Genomic DNA, 21760 nt, shown 5'->3' with positions numbered 1-21760 from the left:
TCGCGCGGCGTCAGCTTGCCCTTCGCACGCTGCGCCTCGGTCGCCCGCTCACTGGGCCCTCGCCGGACCTGCTCACGGATGGCGTGCAGCTCGGCGACACGCCCGCGGGCGTCGGTGGCGCCGGCGGGCAGATCTTCGACAGTGGTCATGTATCGACGGTACGTGTGCGAGGCGCCGCACACCGATGTCGGTTTCGTACAACGTCCCATGCGTTTTGGTGGGCAGGCAGTACAGAACCGTCCTGTACGCGGCCCGCGGCCCGGCGTCCGTTCGGGTGGCGGAGCCGTCCTTGGTCTGTATGGGCCCGACAAACGGCAGCGGAGGGTTGCCGTCCTGGTCAAAGCGGCGGGGTCAGGGCAGCCGCACCGTGCAGCCGTGGGTGGCGCAGCTGGTCCCGGGGGCCAGGCGCAGCCGCAGCGCGTCCCCCGTGGCCAGCACCTCGATCGCCGGGTCGTGGTCGAGCACCGCGCGCACCGGCCGTGACCAGGTGATCTCCAGCGTTGCGCCGGAGCGGTCCGGGGCGGCGACGCACAGCCGCGCCGTCCGGCCCCGCACCGCGCCCCGCCGCTCGCGCACCAGCACGCTCGCCGGACCACTACTGGCGAGCGGCCCCGCGCGCCCTGCCCGCCAGAAGTTCGCCGCCGTTACGCCGAGCGGGTCGACCGCGACCGCCTGACGGCCGGCGTCGTTGGCGAGCACGGTCAGCCAGCGCCGGTCGGCGGCGCGCCCCGCGACGGCACGTGCGGTGGCGCCCGGCATCAGGAGGTACGCGTAGCGGGCATCGGCCGGGTCGGTGCCGTGGTCGTGCCAGAGGGTGAGGTAGCGGCGGGTGAAGGGCTGCCGGGTGGAGGTGGCGTTGATGTCGTGCCAGGAGCCGGTACGGGCCTCACGCAGCGTGTTCAGCGGTGCCCCGCCGGGGAAGACCCAGCCGCCGTGCCCGGCGAGGTGGGCCCAGCGCGCACAGCGGAAGGAGGCGCGGCGGCCGAGCGTGCCGGGCTGTCGTACGCCGTCGACGGTGAGCGCCTGGGTGCCGTACTCGCCCAGGCAGCGGTTGTCCACGACGGTCTCCGCGGGCACGCCGTCGCCGCAGCTGATACCGGCGCCCAGGCACACGACGCAGTCCGCCAGCGCGAACCAGGACTTGCGGGCGGTGAGGGTCGAGGACAGTCCGCGCAGGTCCTGGCCGATCGCGGCGAATTCGCCGTCGGTGGTGCCGCCGACCCAGCGCGCGGTGGGCCTGGGTTCGCCCCAGCCGCCGCCTTCGTTGTCGGCGAGGGGCTTGGTGGACACGGTCGTACCGGGGAGCCGGCAGGGGTCGACGGTGGGCCAGAAGGCGTCCGTGTACTGGTCGCCCGCGAAGTCCGCGCCCCACCAATAGAGCATGCCGGCGCCGGTGTGCCAGCCGCGCGGGTTCTCGCCGTTGCCGTTCTCGTAGTACGTGATGCGGTCGGAGGCCATGGCCAGGCCCGCGGCCCAGCCGGGGCGGCGGTGCACGGCGCGGTCCATGGCCGGGAAGAGCCGGTGGCCGACGGGTTCGGGCGCGGCGGCCACCGGGCCGTCGGCGATCTTCCGCAGCCGGGCGAGGTCGGCGACGCCGTACTGCCGGTCGGTGAGGACCGGCAGCGTGCGGTCGCGGGCGATCCAGCCCTTGATCATGCCGTGCCAGCGCGTCCGCTCGGCGCTGCTCGCGGCCTCCGCGAGCAGCGCGACGGCGGCGATCAGCGCATGCCCGTGGTAGTGGTCGCTGCGCAGCACCCGCCGCTCGTCGCTCTGCAGATAACCGCGGCTGACGGCCCGCCCGTTGACGCTGTCCATCATCAGGCCGTTGTGGAGCAGCGGCGCGTAGGCGTGCTCGACGCTGTCGAAGACGATCTGCCGGGCCGGGTCGGTGACCGGCCAGGGCGAGGAGCCGAGCAGGGCGAAGAGCCGGCCCAGGCCGTCCAGCAGGACACAGCCGTAGGTGCCGGAGTAGGCGACCCAGGAGTGCTGGACGAAGGAGCCGTCGGCGTAGAGGCCGTCGCCCTCAGTGACGTAGGGGAAGACCGGCGAGAGGGCGTCCCGGGCCAGCGCGATCTTGCCGGGCAGGCGGCCGAGGATGCCGCGCAGGGCGACCACCCGGCACAGGTCGACGCGGTTGGCGCCGGTACTGGTGCCCGCGTAGTCACCGAGCATGGCGTCGGGGACGAAGTGGTCGACGGCGGCGAGGCAGCGGTCGCGCAGCTCACCGGGGAGGCCGCCGGGCAGCCGCTCGTCGAGGATCGCGACGGTGTCGAGGAGGAGTCTGGGGCTGCCGATCTGCCACTCCCACCAGTTGCCGTAGCGGGTGGTGCCGGAGTGGTAGACGGTGGCTTCGAGGTGGTCGAGACCGGTGAGGAGGTCATCGGCGAGGCCCCGGTCCCCGGTGCGGCCGGTGCCGGGCTGGGCGTAGGCCTGGGCCATGGTGCACAGCCGGTTGTAGCTCCGGGTGATGCCGGAGGGAGGATCGTAGGGACAGTCCTCCCAGAGCGCGTGGGCCGCGGGCCGCATGCCCGACTGGTACGCGGTCGCAAGGTCCCCGGTCTCCTTGAGCACGGCGGCGAACGGCGGCGCGGCCGGATCGAACCCGCTGCCGAGCGCCAACGCGCACCAACGGGTCCGCAGGGCGGTGTACGGGTCCTCCGCCCCGCGGGGCGCCGTGCGGCGTGGTGCCGCAAGGCTCAGGGCGCCCGAGGTGGAGACGGTGAGAAATCCCCGGCGTGACCACATGTGTCGGCCTTCCCACGTTGTCGGCTTTCCCTACGGACTCCGTCCTCCGGTCCGGCCCCTCCCGTGGGTGGGTAAGTGAGGTCGCTTCTGCCGTCGTTGATGCTGCCGGACTCTCGCCGTCGTGGCCAGCACCACGGCGGCAGAACCCGTCGGGAACCACACAGGCGCGCCCCCACCAACCCTTTTCCCCCACCCACGGGAGGTGGCGGGCCGGAGGGGCAGGGTGTCCGGGCTTTGCTTCCGAAGGCTCGATGAAGAGCAAAGGCGGAGCGAAGCGGAGCGTAAAGCGAAGCAGTCCGGAAACACTGCCCCGGAGGACCGCCACCGGCAGCCGAACAGCCCCGCGCAGCGGACACCGCCCGCCGCAGGCGAAACAAGCGCAACCCCCACGGCGGGACAGCCGACAACGTGGGCAGCTACACCTCCGGCGTAACCCCCGCCCGCAACAACCCATACGCATACGCGTCGTCCAGCGCCTGCCACGACGCCGCAATGACGTTCTCCGCCACGCCCACCGTCGACCACTCCCCCTTGCCGTCGCTGGTGGACACCAGTACCCGGGTGATCGAGCCGGTGCCCAGCGCGCCCTCCAGGATGCGCACCTTGTAGTCGACCAGCTCCAGGTGCGCCAGCTGCGGATAGATCCGCTCCAGGCCCACCCGCAGCGCCCGGTCCAGCGCGTTGACCGGGCCGTTGCCCTCGGCGGTGGCGACGATCCGCTCCCCCTTGGCCCACAGCTTCACGGTCGCCTCATTGGCGTGCGTGCCGTCTGGGCGGTCCTCGACGATCGCCCGCCAGGACTCGACGGTGAAGTAGCGCAGCGGCTTGCCCTGGACCTCTTCGCGCAGCAGCAGTTCGAAGGAGGCGTCGGCGGCCTCGTACGTGTAGCCCGCCAGTTCGCGCTCCTTGACCCGCGCGACGACCCGTCCGACCAGCTCGCGGTCGTCGCTCAGGTCGAAGCCCAGCTCCTTGCCCTTGAGTTCGATGGAGGCCCGGCCGGCCATGTCGGAGACCAGCATCCGCATGGTGTTGCCGACCAGCGCCGGATCGATGTGCTGGTAGAGGTCCGGGTCGACCTTGATGGCCGAGGCGTGCAGCCCGGCCTTGTGGGCGAAGGCGGAGACGCCGACGTAGGGCTGGTGGGTGGAGGGGGTGAGGTTGACGACCTCGGCGATGGCGTGCGAGATCCGGGTGGTCTCGGCGAGCTTGCCCTCGGGCAGCACCCGGCGCCCGTACTTGATCTCCAGGGCGGCGACGACCGGGAAGAGGTTGGAGTTGCCGACCCGTTCGCCGTAGCCGTTGGCGGTGCACTGGACGTGGGTGGCTCCGGCGTCCACCGCCGCCAGGGTGTTGGCCACCGCGCAGCCGGTGTCGTCCTGGGCGTGGATCCCCAGCCGCGCGCCGGTGTCGGCCAGTACGGTCCGTACGACGGCGGTGATCTGGGCGGGGAGCATGCCGCCGTTGGTGTCGCAGAGCACCACCACGTCCGCGCCCGCCTCGGCCGCGGTCCGTACGACGTCCTTGGCGTACACCGCGTCCAGCGCATAGCCGTCGAAGAAGTGCTCACAGTCGAGGAAGACCCGGCGGCCCTGGGCGCGCAGGTAGCCGACGGTGTCCCGCACCATCGCGAGGTTCTCCTCCGGCGTGGTGCGCAGCGCCAGCTCCACATGCCCGACATGGGACTTGGCGACCAGCGTGATCACCGGGGCCCCGGACTCCAGGAGCGCGGCGACCTGCGGATCGTCCTCGACGCGGACGCCGGCCTTGCGGGTCGCGCCGAACGCCACCAGCTGGGCGTGCCGGAAGTCGATCTCCTCGCGGGCGCGCTGGAAGAACTCGGTGTCCCGGGGGTTGGCGCCGGGCCAGCCGCCCTCGATGAAGCCGACGCCGAAGTCGTCGAGGTGCCGGGCGATGGTCAGCTTGTCGGCGACGGTGAGGTTGATGCCCTCGCGCTGTGCACCGTCGCGCAGCGTGGTGTCGAAGACATGGAAGTCGTCGGACACTGCGCCGGCGGGACGGGAAGCGGCCGAGGGGGCGGCATTATGTGCGTCCGTCATGCTGATCTGGCTCCTGTCGGGATCTCGGTCTACCGGAATTACCGGTTCCACCGCCCCTCCATGATCCCTCGCGCTCCGCCTCCGGTGAGGTGTGGGCCGGAAACGAAAAAACCCCTCGCGGGTGCGAGAGGTCTGCGCGCGGGTCTGGGACGACGGTGGCCACGCCGTACTCGGTTCGTACGGGGAGGTCACTGCGGACCGGCGCGCCTGCTGCCAATAATCATGGCGAACGAGAGCACGGGGGCAGTCTGGCACATACCGCCCCCGCAGCTCCGTCCGTCTCAGGATGCGAGCACGCGGGAGCCGCTGCCCTCGTCGTCGCCCTCTCCGCGGGACGGCTTGCCGACCCGGTGCAGATCGATGGTGCGGGTCTCGCGCATCGTGATGTAGACGATCAGCGAGACGGCGGCGCAGCCGGCGACGTACCAGTAGTAGCCGGACTCGATGCCGCCGTTCTTGAACCACAGGGCGACATATTCCGCGGTGCCGCCGAACAGCGCGTTGGCGATGGCGTACGGCAGCGCCACACCCAGCGCCCGGATGCCGGTCGGGAACAGCTCGGCCTTCACACAGGCGTTGATCGAGGTGTAGCCGGTGACCACGACCAGCGCCAGCAGCGACAGCCCGAGGGCCGGCCAGAAGCTGCCGGCGTGCTTGAGCAGCGTCATGATCGGCACGGTCAGGAACGTCGAGCCGACCGCGAAGGTGATCAGCAGCGGCCGCCGTCCGATCCGGTCGGAGAGCCGGCCCGCCAGCGGCTGCAGGCACATGAACAGGAACAGCGCGCAGAAGCTGACCAGCGAGGCGGTCGGCTTGTCCATGCCCACGCTGCCCGAGAGGTACTTGGTGAGGTAGGTCGTGTACGTGTAGTACGCGACCGTGCCGCCCATGGTGAGCGCGATGACCAGGAACGCCTCGCGCTTGTGGGCCCACAGCGCCTTGACCGTGCCGCGGCCGGGGTCGGACCGGGCGCCCTCGTCCTCCGCGTACACGTCGGTCTCCAGCATGTTGCGCCGCAGATAGAAGACGATCCCGGCGCCCAGCGCGCCGACGATGAACGGGATCCGCCAGGCCCAGCTGTGCAGCGCCTCCTCGGACATGGTGCGCTGCAGCACGATCTGCAGGCCGAGGCCGACCAGCTGCCCCGCGGTCATCGACACGTACTGGAAGCTGGAGGCGAAGCCGCGCCGCCCGGGAGCGGACGCCTCGGTGAGGTAGGTGGCGCTGGCCGCGTACTCGCCGCCGACCGAGAGACCCTGCAGCATCCGGGCGATGAGGAGTACGGCGACGCCGCCGTAGCCCGCGACGGCGTACGTAGGCGCGATGGCGATCAGCACCGCCGAGGCGGACATCAGCGTGACGGTCAGCGTCAGCGCGGCCTTGCGTCCCTTGCGGTCGCCGACCCGGCCGAGCAGCCAGCCGCCGACCGGCCGCATGAAGAACCCGACGGCGAAGATCCCCATGGTGTTCATGAGGTTCGCGGTGTCATTCCCCTTGGGGAAGAACGAATCCGCGAAGTAGACCGCGAAACTGGCGTAGACGAACCAGTCGAACCACTCGACCATGTTGCCGGCCGAGCCGACCCAGATCTTCTTCCATTGCTCTCGTCCCATAGCCGATCACGGTCTCGGACCGGCGGTCCGTCGGCAAGGGCCGGGTCGGCAACGATCGCGCGTACTTGAGTGCGTTGCGGTCATGGGGCCGTTCACGGCATGAGCGACTCGTCCAGGAACTCCCGTATGTGGAGCTGGACTTGTTCCCGGTCCGTGCCCGGGAGGCCGACGACGAGGTGGGTGCCGAAGCCGTCGAGGAGGGCGCGGATGCGGGTGGCGAGGCGTTCGGCGTCGACGGGGCGGAACTCGCCCTTGGAGGCGCCCTCGACGAGGAGGGCGACCAGGTCGCGGTGCCAGGCGAGCTCCAGTTCGAGCTGGCGCTCGCGGGTCTCGTCGTCGGCGTTCTGGGAGCGGTTCCAGACCTCCAGCCACAGGGTCCAGCGCGGATCGCGGTGGCCCTCGGGGAGGTAGAGGTCGATCAGCGCGTCCAGGCGTTCGCGGGCCGGGACGCGGCGGGAGAGGGCGGCCCGGCGCTCGGCGCCGAGCTGCTCCTCGCTCCACTGGAGGGTCTGCAGCAGCAGCTCGTCCTTCGTACCGAAGTAGTAGAGGATGTGGCCGCTGCTCATGCCGACCTCACGGCCGAGGCCGGCCATGGTCAGCCGGTCCAGGCCCTCCGCGGCGATGGTGGCCATCGCCGCGGCGAGGACCTGCTCGCGGGGCTGGTTGAGCCGGCGCCGGGGACGGCGCACGGGACCGGGCAAGGGGACCTCCGGGTCGGCTGTTACGGGGCCTGCGGTCAGGCCTGGGGCTGCTGCTGGGTGATGCAGTGGATACCGCCACCCGCTGCGAAGATCGTACGGGCGTCGACGAGGGTCACCGTCCGGTCGGGGAAGAGCCGGCGGAAGATGGCGGCCGCCTCCTCGTCGCGCGGGTCGTCGAAGCCGCACAGCACCACGCCGTCGTTGCAGAGGTAGTGGTTGATGTAGGAGTAGTCGACCAGCTCGCCGTCCTCCTCGATGACGGTCGGCGCGGGCACCTCGACGACCTCCAGGTGCCGGCCCCTGGCGTCGGTGGCCGAGCTCAGCAGCTTGACGATCTCGCTGCAGATCGCGTGGTCGGGGTGGTCGGGATCGGGCTGGGTGTGCACGAGCACGGTGCCGGGGCGGGCGAAGGCGGCGACGATGTCGACATGGCCGCGGGTGCCGAACTGTCCGTAGTCCGCGGCCAGGCCGCGCGGCAGCCAGATCGCCTTGGTGGTGCCGAGGTGGGCGTGGATCTCGGCCTCGACCTCCTGGGCGGTGCGGCCGGGGTTGCGGCCCGGGTCGAGCTGGACCGTCTCGGTGAGCAGGACGGTGCCCTCGCCGTCGATGTGGATCCCGCCGCCCTCGTTGACCAGCCCGGTGGCGTACCGGCGGGCGCCGGCCAGCGCCGAGACCTGCTCGGCGATCTTCTCGTCGAGGTCCCAGCGGGCCCACTCCTGGGCGCCCCAGCCGTTGAACACCCAGTCGGTCGCGGCGAGCGCGCCCTTGCCGTCGGTGAGGAAGGTGGGACCGATGTCACGCATCCAGGCGTCGTTGAGCGGGCGCTCGACGAGGTCGATGTCCGGGCCGAGGAGCGCGCGGGCGCCCTCGGCCTGGCCGGGGCCGACGACGACGGTGACCGGCTCGAAGCGGCGCACGGCGCGGGCGACCCCGGCCCAGGCGCGGCGGGCCCCGGCCAGCGTCTCGCCGCCCTCCTCGCCGAAGGTGAAGTTCGGGCCGGGCCAGGCCATCCAGGTGCGCTCGTGGCGGGCCCACTCCGGGGGCATACGGAAGCCGTCGGCGACAGGGGTGCTCATGCGGGGGGTCCTCACGGGGCGGTAGTAGCGGGGTAACAGGCGGGGTTTTCAAGGGGGTTGGGCGAGGGAGAGGTGCTCGCGCACGCCGTCCTCGTCCACGCGGGCCGCGCACACGGGGCGTTCACACGGGCCGCGCACACGGGCCGTTCACAGGAAGTAGAGCCGGGACAGCGAGACGGTGTCGGCCGGTTCGGAGCGCATCGGGTCGCCGTCGAGGGTGACCAGCCCGCTGCCCCCGTCGACCTGGACCTGCCCGATGCGGGAGTTGTGGACGAGGTTGCCGGGGCCGATGCCGCGGGTGCCGCGGACGGCGACCCGGCGGCGGCGGGTGGGCAGGTGGTCGCCGCCCTGTTCGGCGGCGGCGCGGGCGACGAAGGCGACCGAGATCTCCGCGGGGGTCGCGCCGTGCGCCCCGAACTGCGGGCCGAGCACCAGGGGTTCGCAGGTGTCGGTGGCGGCGTTCGGGTCGCCGGTGACCCCGTAGGCGGGGAAGCCGGACTTCAGCACCAGCTGCGGTTTGGCGCCGAAGAACTGCGGCTTCCACAGCACGATGTCGGCCATCTTGCCGACCTCGATCGACCCGATCTCGTGGGAGAGGCCGTGGGCGATGGCGGGGTTGATGGTGAGCTTGGCGATGTAGCGCAGCACCCGCGCGTTGTCGTCATGCGGGCCGTCGCCCTCCATCGGGCCCAGTTCGGCCTTCATCTTCCCGGCCATCGCAAAGGTGCGGCGCACGGTCTCACCGGCCCGGCCCATGCCCTGGGCGTCGGAGGAGGTGATGCCGATCGCCCCGAGGTCGTGCAGCACGTCCTCGGCGCCCATGGTGCCGGCGCGGATGCGGTCGCGGGCCATCGCGGCGTCGCCGGGCAGGTCGGTCTTCAGGTCGTGGACCGAGACGATCATGCCGTAGTGCTCGGCGACCGCGTCCCGCCCGAAGGGGAGGGTGGGGTTGGTGGAGGAGCCGATGACGTTGGGGACGCCGGCCATCTTCAGGACGTTGGGGACGTGCCCGCCGCCGCAGCCCTCGATGTGGAAGGCGTGGATGGTACGGCCGTCCAGGACGCGCAGGGTGTCCTCGACGGTGAGGCACTCGTTGAGGCCGTCGCTGTGCAGCGCGACCTGGACGTCGTGGTCCTCGGCGACGCGCAGCGCGGTGTCCAGGGCGCGGGCGTGCGCGCCCATGTCCTCGTGGACCTTGAAGCCGCAGGCGCCGCCCTCGGCGAGCGCCTCGACCAGCGGCGCGTCACCGGAGGACGAGCCCCGGCCGAGGAAGCCGATGTTGACCGGCCAGGCGTCGAAGGCGCCGAAGGCATGGCCCAGCGCCCAGGGCGAGTTGACGCCGACGCCCCAGACCGGGCCGAACTCCTGGCCGATGATCGTGGTCACGCCGGAGGCCAGGGAGGCCTCCATGACGCGTGGCGAGAGCAGATGGACATGGGTGTCGACGGCGCCGGCGGTGGCGATCATGCCCTCGCCGGAGACGATCGAGGTGCCGGTGCCCACGACGACGTCGACACCTTCGAGGGTGTCGGGGTTGCCGGCCCGCCCGATGGCGTGGATCCGGCCCTGGCGGATGCCGATGGACACCTTGCGGATGCCCTGGACCGCGTCGATGACCAGGACGTTGCTGATCACGACGTCGCAGGTGTCGCGGACCGCGGCGGCCTTCAGCAGCAGCCCGTCGCGGGCGGTCTTGCCGAAGCCGGCCAGGAACTCGTCGCCGGGCTTCTGGGCGTCGGACTCCACCCGGACGACCAGGCCCGAGTCGCCGAGGACGACCCGGTCACCGGCCCGCGGGCCGTGCACCGACGCGTACTCGTGGGGGTCGATGGTCATGTCCGCTCCTCCGCTCCCAGGTAGCCGCAGGCGGCGGCCCGCCGCAGCGCTTCCGTCTTCGCGCCCGGTGCGTCCAGCGGGCCGTCCACGAGACCGGCGAAGCCGATCGCGATCCGGTCGCCGCCGATCGGGACCAGGCCGACCTTCGCGGCGCCGCCGGGGTCGAACCGCACCGACGAGCCGGCCGGTACGCACAGCCGCATGCCGTACGCGGCACCGCGGTCGAAGTCCAGCCGGGGGTTGGCCTCGAAGAAGTGGAAGTGCGAGGTGACGCTGACGGGCACCGTCGCGGTGTTGCGTACGGTCAGCACCACCGCGGGCTCGGGCTGCGGGTCGGCCGGGCCGGGGAGCACCGCGCCGGGCGCGGGCGCCCCCTCGCTCCCCGCGGCCGCCGCGACGCCGCCGATCGGGTCGCTGACCACCGCGAGGCGGGAGCCGTCGTCGAAGACGGCCTCCACATGCACCTCGGTGACCACGTCGGCCACGCCCGGCAGCACATCGTCCGGGCCGAGCACGCTGCGTGCCGCCTCGATGGCTTGAGCGAGGCGGCGCCCGTCCCGCGCCGCCTCGCAGACTGTGTCCGCGATCAACGCGGTCGCCTCGGGCACATTCAGCTTCAGTCCGCGGGCCCGGCGCGTCCGCGCCAGCTCGGCCGCGCCGAACAGCAGCAGCCGGTCGCGTTCCGTCGGGGTCAACCGCATCCCGTCCCACCTTCCTGCTTGATTAGAGCATCACTCTAACTCTGAAATCAGTCAAGCCGAAAGTGTTGACCTACTCCATGGGGGTGAGTCACATTGAGCGCTGTTCTAAAACGGCGGTGAATAGAACACCGCTCAAATGATCTCGGCCGTAGTTTCCACGGCGCGAGCACCGCTCATTCCGAGCGCTGTCCACCTCTCGGAGCACTGCACGCAGAGCACTGCTCACACACTGTTGTCCGGCCTCTCAGGGGAGCCCTCATGCCGATCGAACAACGCGGAGTCGACACCATCCCGGACGAGGAGCGCACCAGCGGTCCCCGCGACCTCATCTCGATCCTGCTCGGGTCGAACCTCGCCCTCGGCGTTGTGATCTTCGGCTGGCTACCGGTCTCCTTCGGGCTGGGCTTCTGGCCCTCGGTGACCTCGCTGGTGGCGGGCACCCTCACCGGCACCCTGCTGACCGCCCCGCTCGCGCTGGTCTCCCTGCGCAGCGCCACCAACCTCTCCACCAGCAGCGGCGCCCACTTCGGCGTACGCGGCCGGCTCATCGGCTCGGTCATCGGCCTGCTGCTGTCGCTCGGCTACACCGCGCTGACCCTGTGGGTCGGCGGGGACGCGGTCGTCGGCTGTCTGCACCGCCTGACCGGGCTGCCGACCGGCGGCGCGACCTACGCCCTGGTCTACGCCCTGCTGGCGGGCGCCACCGCACTCGGCGCGGTCTACGGCTACCGGGTGCTGCTGCGGCTGAGCAAGGTACTGGCGATCGGCCTGACGGCCCTGCTGGCGATCGGCATCGTGGCGTACGCCGGCACCTTCACCACCGCCGCGCCGCAGGGCAGCTCGTATGTGCTCGGCGGCTTCTGGCAGACCTGGCTGCTGGCCGCCGTCTCCGCGGGACTGAGCGGTCCGATCGCGTTCATCACCCTGCTCGGCGACTACAGCCGCTACATCTCCCCGCGGCGGCACAGCTCCAAGAAGGTCTTCGGCGCGACCTGTCTGGGCCTGGTGATCGGCCTGCTGGTGCCGCAGCTCTTCGGCACGTTCACCGCCCTGGCGGTCGGGGCGGGCGAGGACTACGCGGGCCCGCTGGTGGCCGGCGCCCCCTTCTGGTTCCTGGGCCTGCTGCTGCTCAACGCCTCGGCCGGCTCGGTCGGCAACGCCGGTCTGATGCTCTACAGCATGGGCCTGGACCTCGATGCGATCCTGCCGCGCGCGACCCGCACCCAGGCCACGTACGTGGTCGCCGGGATCTCGACCGCGCTGGTCTACGCCGGTCACTTCCTGTGGGCCGCGCAGGACGCGATGACCTCCTTCGTCCTGCTGATGACCGCGGTCGGCACGCCCTGGGCGGTGATCACCGTGATCGGCTTCGCCCGCTGCCGGGGCACCTACGACCCGGAGTCGCTCCAGGTCTACAACCGCGGTACGCGCGGCGGAATCTACTGGTACCGGGCGGGCTGGAGCATCCCGGCGGCCGTCGCCTGGGCGCTGGGCTCGGCGGTCGGCCTGACGGCGGTGGCCACGCCCCTGTACGAGGGCCCGCTGCTGGCCTACACGGGCGGCATCGACGTCAGCTTCCTGCTCGCGGCGGCCGTGGCCGGTGCGGCCTACCTCGCCCTCACCGCCCGCGATCCGCGCCCCGTCCCGGCGGTGCGCCCCCTCCCCTCCCCCGCCCCCGCCAAGGCACCGGCGGAGACCGGCTGAGCCGGCGAGAACAGGACCGAGGCCGCCCCGACAGCATGCCGGGGCGGCCTCGGTCGTCTCCGGGGGCGGCTCCCCGGGAGGTACGGGATCAGCCCAGGGGGTGCATCCAGCCGTGCGTGTCCTTTGCGACGCCCCGCTGGACGTCCAGGAGCGCCTCGCGCAGCTTCAGCGTGACCTTGCCGGGCTCGCCGCCGGACTGCGTCCACTCGCCGCCGGCGCACTTGACCGTGCCGACCGGGGTGATCACGGCGGCGGTGCCGCAGGCGAAGACCTCGGTGAGGGTGCCGTTCTCCGTGTCGGCCTTCCACTGCTCGATGGAGACCCGGGCCTCCTCGGACTCGAAGCCCAGGTCGCGGGCGACGGACAGCAGGGAGTCACGGGTGACACCGGCCAGCAGGGAGCCGGTCAGCGTGGGCGTGACGATCTTGTCGCCGTACACGAAGTACAGGTTCATGCCGCCGAGCTCCTCGACCCACTTGTGCTCCACGGCGTCGAGGTAGGCGACCTGGTCACAGCCGTGCACCGCGGCCTCGGCCTGGGCGAGCAGCGACGCGGCGTAGTTGCCGCCGGTCTTGGCGTCGCCCATGCCGCCGGGGACGGCGCGCACCCGGTCCTCGGACAGCCAGATGGAGACCGGCTTGACGCCGCCGGCGAAGTACGCGCCGGCCGGAGAGGCGATGACGACGAAGAGGTACTCGTTGGCGGGCTTGACGCCCAGCCCGACCTCCGTGGCGATCATGAAGGGGCGCAGGTAGAGGGACTCCTCGCCGCCGTGCGCGGGCACCCACTTCTTGTCCTGCCGGACCAGCGCGTCACACGCCTCGATGAAGGTCTCCACGGGCAGCTCGGGCATGGCCAGCCGGCGCGCCGAGGCCTGGAAGCGCCGGGCGTTGGCGTCGGGGCGGAACATGGCGACGGAGCCGTCGGGCTGGCGGTAGGCCTTGAGGCCCTCGAAGATCTCCTGCGCGTAGTGCAGGACGTTGGTCGCCGGGTCGAGGGAGAGCGGCCCGTACGGCACGAGCTGCCCGTCGTGCCAGCCGCGGCCCTCCGTCCACCGGATCGTCACCATGTGGTCGGTGAAGTGACGGCCGAAGCCGGGGGCGGCCAGGATCTGCTCCCGCTCCGCGTCGGACAGCGGGTGCGAGGAGGGCTTGAGCTCGATCGTGGGCGTCGTCATGAATGCGTGTCCTTCGCTGCGTGTTCCGATACCCGGGGGTACCGCCCAGCATGAGCTGGGGGAGGTCACCGGCCCAGCCCTCCGGCCGGGGGTAGGGGTCCGACCCACCGTGCGGGCACCGGTGCGGTGTGTGGCGGCCGCGCTGACGAAGATCTTGAACGTACCGGTCGTTACTGGGACGTCCGAGTTTCCCCGCGGACGGCGATGCCACGTCCGATTATCGCTCGTGGCTCTCCGCCGCCGGAACCGGTGTGCGCGGTCCGGGTCCGATGGTCGCACCCAACCGGGCAGTAGCCCAGACGGGGCAACGCGGACAGCGCCGGTGCCCGGATTGCGAGATCCCGGCCCGGCGCTGTCGTGGGTGGTGCCAAGTGCGCTGTGCGGGCCTCAGCCCGCTACTCGTGCGGCGAGGGCGTCGCCGATCTCGTCCGTGGTGCGGGCCGTACCGTCCCTGGCCTCCAGGTCCGCCGCGACGGCCTCCTCGATGCGGGCGGCCTGCGGCTCGAAGCCGAGGTGGCGCAGGAGCAGGGCGACCGAGAGGACCGTCGCCGTCGGGTCGGCCTTGCCGGTGCCCGCGATGTCCGGCGCGGAGCCGTGCACCGGCTCGAACATCGACGGGAACTGCCCGGTCGGGTTGATGTTCCCGGAGGCGGCCAGGCCGATGCCGCCGGTGACGGCCGCGGCGAGGTCGGTGAGGATGTCGCCGAAGAGGTTGTCGGTGACGATCACGTCGAACCGCTCGGGCTGGGTGACGAAGAAGATCGTCGCGGCGTCGACATGCAGATAGTCGGTGGTGACCTCGGGGTACTCCTGGCCCACCTGGTCGAAGATGTTCTTCCACATGTGGCCCGCGTAGACCAGGACGTTGTTCTTGTGAACCAGCGTCAGCTTCTTGCGGGGGCGGGCGTTGGCGCGCTCGTACGCGTCGCGGACCACCCGCTCGACGCCGTAGGCGGTGTTGACGCTGACCTCGGTGGCGACCTCGGCCGGCGTGCCGGTGCGCAGCGAGCCGCCGTTGCCGGTGTACGGGCCCTCGGTGCCCTCCCGCACCACGACGAAGTCGATCTCGGGGCGCCCGGCCAGCGGGGTGGAGGTGTTGGGGAAGAGCTTCGACGGGCGCAGGTTGACGAAGTGGTCGAAGGCGAAGCGGAGCTTGAGCAGCAGCCCGCGCTCCAGTACGCCCGACGGTACGGACGGGTCGCCGATGGCGCCGAGCAGGATCGCGTCGTGCCGCTTGAGCGACTCCAGCTCCGCGTCCGGCAGCGTCTCGCCGGTCGCGTGCCATCGCTGGGCACCAAGGTCGTACTCCTTGGTTTCCAGCTTGACGTCCTGCGGGAGGGCCGCGGTCAGGACCTTCAGGCCCTGGGCGACGACTTCCTGGCCGATACCGTCACCGGGGATCACTGCGAGGCGAATGCTGCGAGACATGTTTGGACCCTACTCTTCGTCCCATTGATTGACACGTAACGTCCGGCATACGGACACATGGTGAGCCGGTCAGCTCCCGTTCACCCGGTCGCCCCGCAACGGTCGGGTGGTGCGGGGAAATTCGGGGGCATGACTGGAAATCCCCGCAGGGACGCTCCCCTGCCCTCGCACACCCCGCGCGTCGGTATTCCGGAGCGGCTCGCGGCCCGGATGAGCATGCCCGAGCAGCACGAGTACCTCCGTACGAAGCTCACCCGCCGAGGCCTGCTGCGCACCTCGGCGGCCACCGCGGGAGTGGTCGCCGGCTCCGGTCTGCTGGTCGGCTCGGCCCAGGCGTCCCCCGCCGTACCGGCTCCCGCCTCCCCCGCCCTGCTGGCCTCGCCCGCCACCGCCGCCGTCGACGGATCCCTGGTCGCCCCCTTCGGCCGCCACCTCGCCTTCGGCGCCGACCCCAGGAGCCAGATGCGGGTGAGCTGGCAGGTGCCGTTCGCGGTCAGGCGCCCGTACATCCGGGTCGGCCTTCGGCGCTGGGACCTGGGACGCAAGGTCGAGGCCGAGGTGCGCGCGCTGCACACCCCGTCGCTCTCCGCCAAGCTCCCCGCCGTCCGGCAGTACTACCTGCACGCGGCCCTCGACGGTCTGCGGCCCGGCACCACGTACTACTACGGCGTCGGCCACGACGGCTTCGACCCGGCCGACGCGCGCCACTTCTCCACGGTCGGCACCTTCCGCACCGCCCCGGCCCGCGCCGAGAAGTTCGTCTTCACCGCCTTCGGCGACCAGGGCGTCAGCTACCACGCGCTCGCCAACGACCAGCTGATCCTGGGTCAGAACCCCTCCTTCCACCTGCACGCGGGCGACATCTGCTACGCGGACGACGACGGCCAGGGCTCCGACCACGACACCTACGACGCGCGGGTGTGGGACCAGTTCCTCGCCCAGACCGAGTCGGTGGCCAAGTCCGTGCCGTGGATGGTGACCACCGGCAACCACGACATGGAGGCCTGGTACTCGCCGCACGGCTACGGCGGCCAGAACGCCCGCTGGACGCTGCCCGGCAACGGCCCGGACGCCGAGAACGCCCCCGGCGTCTACTCCTTCGCCTACGGCAACGTCGCGGTCGTCGCCCTGGACGCCAACGACGTCTCGTACGAGATCCCCGCCAACCAGGGCTACACCGGCGGGAAGCAGACCCGCTGGCTCGACCGCCGCCTGGCAGAGCTGCGCGCCACCGAGGGCATCGACTTCATCGTGGTCTTCTTCCACCACTGCGCCTTCTCCACCACCCGCTCGCACGCCTCCGAGGGCGGGGTGCGCGACGCCTGGCTGCCGCTGTTCGACAAGCACCGGGTGGACCTGGTCATCAACGGGCACAACCACGTCTACGAGCGGACCGACGCCCTCAAGGGCGGCCGGGTCGCCAAGAAGATGCCGATCGGCGAGTCCGTCGACGCCGCGCGCGAGGGCATCGTCTACGTCACCGCCGGCGGCGCGGGCAAGACCCTCTACGACTTCCCCGTACCCGACAGCTACGAGGGCCACGTCAAGGACCTCGACCACGTCGACACGTTCCACTGGTCCAAGGGCCAGGTGAAGACCAAGGACACCGTGGAGTGGTCGCGGGTCCGCTACACCGGCTACTCGTTCATCGCCGTCGAGGTCTCCCCGGGCCACCGCCCGCGGATGAAGGTCACCGCCCTCGCCGAATCCGGCGAGCGCATCGACCACTTCGAGGTGACCCGCTCGCGCTGAGCGGGATCACCGCGCCGTAGGGGGCGCCCGGGACCCGGGCGCCCCCTACGGCGTTCACGAGGGGCTGATCCAACGGGCCAGCGACGACCGGATCCGCCACCAGCAGTGGCACAGCTCCGATGACAGCCGCGACGGCACCGGCCCGGCCTGCGCGCGCATCGCCTCAGTGCCCGGTCGAGCCGCCGTTGTCCCGGCGGTCGAGGGCGCGCTGGAGGGCGGCCGCGGCGTTCCTGCGGTCGGCGTCGTTGGTCGTACGGGCGGAGTGGCGGGTCCTGCGGACGGCGGTCTCGGCCATGATCATGTCTCCAATGCCAAAGCCCCGAGAAGGAGTGGGAGAGTCTCGGAACGTCGCCCAGGCGTCGTTCCGGATAGGCCGGAAGGGGCAGGGGCCCCGGCACCGCAGGGGTCGCCTGCGCTCGCGCACCGGGCCGCATCCGCCTTCGCTCGATCGAGCGACACGTTCGGCTCCTACAAACGTAGGGCAGCTCCGCCGTGATGTCTGCACAATTACTTGGGCTTCCTACTATCTGAGACGGAGGCCGCCCCGAGCAGCACAAAACCGCCCCCGGCCAGTGGCCGGAGGCGGTTCGTCCGCGGAGCGGGGAGGCGTCAGCCCATGTGCGGGTAGCGGTAGTCCGTCGGGGGGACCAGCGTCTCCTTGATGGACCGGGTGGAGGTCCAGCGCATCAGGTTCTGCTTGGCGCCGGCCTTGTCGTTGGTGCCGGACGCGCGGCCGCCGCCGAAGGGCTGCTGGCCGACGACGGCGCCGGTCGGCTTGTCGTTGATGTAGAAGTTGCCGGCCGCGAAGCGCAGCTTCTCGCAGGTCACGGCGGCCGCCGCACGGTCCTGGGCGATGACGCAACCGGTCAGGCCGTAGGCCGAGGCGGACTCCATCTGGGTGAGCATGGCGTCGTAGTCGGCGTCGTCGTAGACGTAGACGCCCAGGATCGGGCCGAAGTACTCGTCCTTGAAGATCTCGTTCTCCGGGTCGGTGGAGACCAGGACCGTCGGGCGGACGAAGTAGCCCTCGCTGTCGTCGTACGTGCCGCCGGCCACGACCTCCACGGTCGGGTCGGCCTTGGCGCGGTCGATCGCGGCCTTGTTCTTGGCGAAGGAGCGCTCGTCGATCACGGCACCCATGAAGTTCGCCAGTTCCGAGACGTCGCCCATGGTCAGCGACTCGACCTCGGCGGCGAACTCCTCCTTGAACCCGGCGTTCCACAGGGAGGCCGGGACGTACGCGCGGGAGGCCGCGGAACACTTCTGGCCCTGGAACTCGAAGGCGCCGCGGGTCATGGCGGTCTTCAGCACGGCGCGGTCGGCCGTGGGGTGGGCGACGATGAAGTCCTTGCCGCCGGTCTCGCCGACCAGTCGCGGGTAGGTCTTGTAGTTCTCGATGTTGTTGCCGACCGTCTTCCACAGGTACTGGAAGGTCTTGGTCGAGCCGGTGAAGTGGATGCCCGCCAGGTCGGGGTGGGTCAGCGCCACCTCGGAGACGTCCTTGCCGTCACCGGTGACGAGGTTGATCACGCCCTTGGGCAGACCGGCCTCCTCCAGCAGCTGCATCAGCAGCACGGCGGCGAAGGTCTGGGTCGGGGACGGCTTCCAGACGACCACGTTGCCCATGAGGGCGGGGGCGGTCGGGAGGTTGCCGGCGATCGCGGTGAAGTTGAACGGCGTGATCGCGTAGACGAAGCCTTCGAGGGGGCGGTGGTCCGAGCGGTTCCAGACGCCCGGGGAGTTCGCCGGGGGCTGCTCGGCGAGGATCTGGCGCGCGAAGTGCACATTGAAGCGCCAGAAGTCGATCAGCTCGCAGGGCGTGTCGATCTCGGCCTGCTGGGCGGTCTTGGACTGGCCGAGCATCGTGGCGGCGGCCATCGTCTCGCGCCACGGGCCGGAGAGCAGCTCCGCGGCCCGCAGGATGATCGCGGCGCGGTCGTCGAAGGACATCGCGCGCCAGGCCGGGGCGGCGGCCAGCGCGGCGTCCACCGCGTCCTGGGCGTCGGCGACCGTGGCGTTGGCGTACGTGCCGAGCCGGGCGGAGTGGTTGTGCGGCTGTACGACGTCGAAGCGCTCGCCACCACCCATCCGCCGCTCGCCGCCGATGGTCATCGGCAGCTCGATCGGGTTGCCGGCCAGCTCCTTGAGCTTGGCCTCCAGACGGGACCGCTCGGGGGTGCCGGGGGCGTAGGTGTGGACCGGCTCGTTCACCGGCACGGGGACCTGGGTCACAGCGTCCATGGCCGTTCTCCTTCGATCGTCGGTTCGTACGTACGTAAAAGGGCCGGGGCTCAGCCGCGGGTGGCGAGCGACCTCAGGCTGCAGTCTCCCGGGGGATAACCCCCGGACCCCCAGCCCATGAGTTGCTTGCTCATATCCGTCATCCTCGTGTGGCCAGCGAGCGCAGGAAGAACGCGAGGTTCGCGGGGCGCTCGGCGAGCCGGCGCATGAAGTATCCGTACCAATCGGTGCCATAGGGGATGTACACCCGCATGCGGTTCCCCTCGGCGACCAGCCGCTGCTGCTCCGCCTCACGGATGCCGAACAGCATCTGGAACTCGTAGTCGGCCGGCTTGCGCCCGTTGCGGTGCGCCAGCTCCTGGCCGATGGCCACCATCCGCGGGTCGTGCGAACCGATCATGGGGTAGCCCTGCCCGGCCATCAGGATCTTCAAGCAGCGCACATAGGCCTTGTCGACCTCCCGCTTGTCCTGGAAGGCGACCGTCGCGGGCTCCTTGTACGCGCCCTTGACCAGCCGCACCCGGGAGCCTTCCCCGGCCAGCGCGTGGCAGTCGTCCTCGGTGCGGAAGAGGTAGGACTGCACGACCGCACCCGTCTGGGGGAAGCGCTCGCGCAGCTCGGCGAGGATCGCGAGGGTGGAGTCGACCGTGGTGTGGTCCTCCATGTCGAGGGTCACGGTCGTACCGGCCTCGGCGGCGGCCTCGACCACCGGAGTGACGTTCTTCAGCGCCAGCTCGTGGCCGCCCGGCAGCGCCTGGCCGAAGGCGGACAGCTTCACCGACATCTCGGCCCGGACGCCGAGCCCCTGCTCCTTGAGGGCCTCGGCCAGCAGGAGGTAGGCGTCGCGGTTGCGCAGCGCCTCGGCCGGGTCCGTGATGTCCTCACCGAGGTGGTCGAGGGTGACCTCCATACCGCGTGCGGCCAGGGCCCGTACGGCCACCATGGACTCGTCCAGGCGCTCACCGGCGATGAACCGGTCCACCACGGGGCGGGTGACCGGAGCGGCCGCGACAACTCGGCGGATGCTGTCGCTGCGCGCTGCGGCGAGGAGCACGGGACCCAGCATGGGGCACCTCCACGATTCAGGATGGCAAATGCCATGCGAACGCCGTACGAGCCGGACGCCCCGGCACGATTGAGCCACCTGAAACTTAAGGATCGCGCCACTTCGCGGCCATCGACAGCTGTCACGCCTTCGTGGTCGGGATCTCAGACAGATGTATGAGAATAGTGAGGGGAAAACCGGAAACCAGGGGCAACCACTGCGACAGGAGAGGGCCGGCGAGGCATGCGGGGCGACTACCAGCAGCTCGTGGACGAGATCTCGGCGGCGCTCGGCGCGCCGGCGACGCTGGAGGACCGGGACTTCGGGCTGATCGCGTTCGGTGCGCACGAGGGCGATGACGACGAGGTCATGGACCCGGTACGGACCCGTTCGATCCTGCAGAGGCGCTCGTCGGCGGCGGTACGGGCCTGGTTCGAGGCGTTCGGGATCGCCCGCGCCACGACGGCGCTGCGCATTCCGCCGGACCCGGCGGCCGGGGTCTTCAAAGGCCGGATCTGTCTGCCCGTACGCCACCGCGGCATCGTGCACGGCTATGTCTGGCTGCTGGACGACGGGCATCTGACCGACCTCGCGCTGGGCGGCCGCGGCACACCGCCCGACCCGCGGATCGCCCAGGCCATGGAGACCGCCGCCCGGATCGGCGCGCTGCTGGCCGACGAGGCCCGGGCCGGCGTGGAACTCGGCGACCTGCTGCGCGAGTTGCTGGTCGCGCAGCCCGCCGGCCGGCCGGCCGCCGCGACCGCGCTGCGCGACGCCCTGCGGGACACCCTGCGCTTCACCCCGGGCGTGCCGCTCACCCTGGTCGCGGTGGTGCCCTGGGACGCCTCGGACACCGGTACGTCGCCGCTGCCGAGCCTGCCGGGGCTGCTCGCGGCGTGCTCGCTGCGGGCCACCGGCCTTCCGCAGTCCACGGCGCCCGCGGCGGCGCTGGCCGCGCTCGTACGGCTGCGCTCGACCGGCGCGCTCACCCCGGCCCATACGGTGGCCGAACATCTGCTGCGCTCCCCGCGCGCGGGCGGCACCCCGGCCGCCGCGAACCACGCCGGCCCGGGACGGCCCGGCACCGCCGCCCGGCCCCACCCGGGGGCCGCCGGGATCGGCGTCGGCACCCGGGAACTGGCGGACCTCCCCGCCACCTGGCGCGAGGCGCTGGACGCCGCCCGCGCGGCCCGCGCCGAACCCCGGCTGGGGCCGATCACCCAGTGGGACGCCATCGGCTCGTACCGCATGCTGACCGCGCTGCCGGGCACCGGCCCCGACCCGGCGATCGGCCCGCTGCTCACCCCCGCACACGCCGAACTCGCCCGCACCGCCGAGGTGTTCCTCGACTGCGCGGGCCAGGCGAGCCGCACCGCCCAGGCCCTGGGCATCCACCGCCAGACCCTCTACTACCGCCTGGGCCGCGTGGAGAAGCTCACCGGCCTCGACCTCGACGACGGCGAACACCGGCTGCTGCTGCATATGGCGTTGAAGGCGGCACGCCTATAGCCCTTCCGCTGCGCTTTGCCTGCTGCCCACGTTTTCGGCTTTCCCGCCGTGGTTGTTTCTCGCCGTTGCGCCTGCGGCGGGCTGGGTGCCGCTGCGCGGGGCTTTTCGGGGTGCGGTGGCGGTCCTCCGGGGCAGGGTGTCCGGACTGCTTCGCTTTACGTCCGGACACCCTGCC

Annotated in this window: 15 protein-coding genes; 3 read left to right on the top strand and 12 right to left on the bottom strand. The window is 71.5% G+C overall.

The features are described from left to right. Window positions 1–351 precede the first annotated feature (351 nt). The 7 genes from ACWD6P_RS33885 to ureA all read right to left on the bottom strand — a co-directional run bounded on the left by ACWD6P_RS33885 (window position 352) and on the right by ureA (window position 10729). Entirely contained in the window at window positions 352–2745 is a 2394-nt protein-coding gene (locus ACWD6P_RS33885; RefSeq protein ID WP_451448040.1) for a polysaccharide lyase 8 family protein, read from the bottom strand. 416 nt (window positions 2746–3161) lie between these two features. Next, complete coding sequence (cimA, locus tag ACWD6P_RS33880) at window positions 3162–4802, bottom strand: citramalate synthase (RefSeq protein WP_451448039.1); 1641 nt, start codon at window positions 4800–4802, stop codon at window positions 3162–3164. 281 nt (window positions 4803–5083) lie between these two features. Next, window positions 5084–6415 (bottom strand): MFS transporter, encoded by a 1332-nt coding sequence (locus ACWD6P_RS33875; protein WP_451448038.1) that lies wholly within the window; start codon window positions 6413–6415, stop codon window positions 5084–5086. Between the two features lie 92 nt (window positions 6416–6507). Continuing rightward, window positions 6508–7116 carry a TetR/AcrR family transcriptional regulator gene (locus ACWD6P_RS33870; protein WP_451448037.1) on the bottom strand — a complete coding sequence of 203 codons (609 nt, stop codon included), beginning with the start codon at window positions 7114–7116 and terminating at the stop codon, window positions 6508–6510. A 35-nt stretch (window positions 7117–7151) separates the two neighbouring features. Then, window positions 7152–8192: an agmatine deiminase family protein gene (locus ACWD6P_RS33865; protein WP_451448036.1), complete on the bottom strand. Its 1041-nt coding sequence runs from the start codon at window positions 8190–8192 to the stop codon at window positions 7152–7154. 147 nt (window positions 8193–8339) lie between these two features. After that, a complete protein-coding gene (locus ACWD6P_RS33860; protein WP_451448035.1) occupies window positions 8340–10028 on the bottom strand; it encodes an urease subunit alpha in 1689 nt (562 codons plus the stop codon). After that, window positions 10025–10729 (bottom strand): urease subunit gamma, encoded by a 705-nt coding sequence (ureA, locus tag ACWD6P_RS33855; RefSeq protein ID WP_451448034.1) that lies wholly within the window; start codon window positions 10727–10729, stop codon window positions 10025–10027. The genes ACWD6P_RS33860 and ureA overlap by 4 nt, the downstream gene beginning before the upstream one ends. Before the next feature lie 258 nt (window positions 10730–10987). Here ureA and ACWD6P_RS33850 point away from each other — a divergent pair, with 258 nt between their 5' ends. Further along, entirely contained in the window at window positions 10988–12433 is a 1446-nt protein-coding gene (locus ACWD6P_RS33850) for a cytosine permease (protein ID WP_451448033.1), read from the top strand. 88 nt (window positions 12434–12521) lie between these two features. On the opposite strand, the gene ACWD6P_RS33845 is transcribed toward ACWD6P_RS33850, so the two are convergent. Further along, complete coding sequence (locus ACWD6P_RS33845; protein ID WP_451448032.1) at window positions 12522–13610, bottom strand: branched-chain amino acid aminotransferase; 1089 nt, start codon at window positions 13608–13610, stop codon at window positions 12522–12524. 387 nt (window positions 13611–13997) lie between these two features. Next, the gene (locus tag ACWD6P_RS33840; protein WP_451448031.1) at window positions 13998–15038 is read right to left on the bottom strand and encodes a 3-isopropylmalate dehydrogenase; all 1041 of its coding nucleotides are present in this window, start codon (window positions 15036–15038) and stop codon (window positions 13998–14000) included. Between the two features lie 129 nt (window positions 15039–15167). On the opposite strand from ACWD6P_RS33840, the gene ACWD6P_RS33835 reads away from it, so the two are divergent. Next, window positions 15168–16790 carry a purple acid phosphatase family protein gene (locus ACWD6P_RS33835; protein ID WP_451448030.1) on the top strand — a complete coding sequence of 541 codons (1623 nt, stop codon included), beginning with the start codon at window positions 15168–15170 and terminating at the stop codon, window positions 16788–16790. A gap of 163 nt (window positions 16791–16953) precedes the next feature. On the opposite strand, the gene ACWD6P_RS33830 is transcribed toward ACWD6P_RS33835, so the two are convergent. From ACWD6P_RS33830 to ACWD6P_RS33820, 3 genes are all read right to left on the bottom strand, one after another. Beyond that, the gene (locus ACWD6P_RS33830; RefSeq protein ID WP_261955507.1) at window positions 16954–17085 is read right to left on the bottom strand and encodes a hypothetical protein; all 132 of its coding nucleotides are present in this window, start codon (window positions 17083–17085) and stop codon (window positions 16954–16956) included. Window positions 17086–17399: 314 nt separating this feature from the next. Next, a complete protein-coding gene (pruA, locus tag ACWD6P_RS33825) occupies window positions 17400–19031 on the bottom strand; it encodes an L-glutamate gamma-semialdehyde dehydrogenase (protein ID WP_451448029.1) in 1632 nt (543 codons plus the stop codon). 139 nt (window positions 19032–19170) lie between these two features. Further along, window positions 19171–20097, bottom strand: a complete 927-nt coding sequence (locus tag ACWD6P_RS33820) for a proline dehydrogenase family protein (RefSeq protein ID WP_451448028.1) — start codon at window positions 20095–20097, stop codon at window positions 19171–19173. A 222-nt stretch (window positions 20098–20319) separates the two neighbouring features. On the opposite strand from ACWD6P_RS33820, the gene ACWD6P_RS33815 reads away from it, so the two are divergent. Beyond that, window positions 20320–21585 carry a PucR family transcriptional regulator gene (locus tag ACWD6P_RS33815; RefSeq protein WP_451448027.1) on the top strand — a complete coding sequence of 422 codons (1266 nt, stop codon included), beginning with the start codon at window positions 20320–20322 and terminating at the stop codon, window positions 21583–21585. Window positions 21586–21760: the final 175 nt, after the last annotated feature.

It is taken from the genome of Streptomyces sp. NPDC002446 (genome assembly GCF_053595675.1).
The sequence above is the reverse complement of the archived record's forward strand: the minus strand, read 5'-3'. Positions and strand labels throughout refer to the sequence as shown.

Coding starts and splice junctions, on each gene's coding strand:
- ACWD6P_RS33885 (WP_451448040.1), bottom strand. CDS start 2,745: ATGTGGTCACGCCGGGGATTTCTCACCGTCTCCACCTCGGGCGCCCTG.
- cimA (WP_451448039.1), bottom strand. CDS start 4,802: ATGACGGACGCACATAATGCCGCCCCCTCGGCCGCTTCCCGTCCCGCC.
- pruA (WP_451448029.1), bottom strand. CDS start 19,031: ATGGACGCTGTGACCCAGGTCCCCGTGCCGGTGAACGAGCCGGTCCAC.
- ACWD6P_RS33830 (WP_261955507.1), bottom strand. CDS start 17,085: ATGGCCGAGACCGCCGTCCGCAGGACCCGCCACTCCGCCCGTACGACC.
- ACWD6P_RS33860 (WP_451448035.1), bottom strand. CDS start 10,028: ATGACCATCGACCCCCACGAGTACGCGTCGGTGCACGGCCCGCGGGCC.
- ACWD6P_RS33865 (WP_451448036.1), bottom strand. CDS start 8,192: ATGAGCACCCCTGTCGCCGACGGCTTCCGTATGCCCCCGGAGTGGGCC.
- ACWD6P_RS33840 (WP_451448031.1), bottom strand. CDS start 15,038: ATGTCTCGCAGCATTCGCCTCGCAGTGATCCCCGGTGACGGTATCGGC.
- ACWD6P_RS33875 (WP_451448038.1), bottom strand. CDS start 6,415: ATGGGACGAGAGCAATGGAAGAAGATCTGGGTCGGCTCGGCCGGCAAC.
- ACWD6P_RS33815 (WP_451448027.1), top strand. CDS start 20,320: ATGCGGGGCGACTACCAGCAGCTCGTGGACGAGATCTCGGCGGCGCTC.
- ACWD6P_RS33835 (WP_451448030.1), top strand. CDS start 15,168: ATGACTGGAAATCCCCGCAGGGACGCTCCCCTGCCCTCGCACACCCCG.
- ACWD6P_RS33850 (WP_451448033.1), top strand. CDS start 10,988: ATGCCGATCGAACAACGCGGAGTCGACACCATCCCGGACGAGGAGCGC.
- ACWD6P_RS33820 (WP_451448028.1), bottom strand. CDS start 20,097: ATGCTGGGTCCCGTGCTCCTCGCCGCAGCGCGCAGCGACAGCATCCGC.
- ureA (WP_451448034.1), bottom strand. CDS start 10,729: ATGCGGTTGACCCCGACGGAACGCGACCGGCTGCTGCTGTTCGGCGCG.
- ACWD6P_RS33845 (WP_451448032.1), bottom strand. CDS start 13,610: ATGACGACGCCCACGATCGAGCTCAAGCCCTCCTCGCACCCGCTGTCC.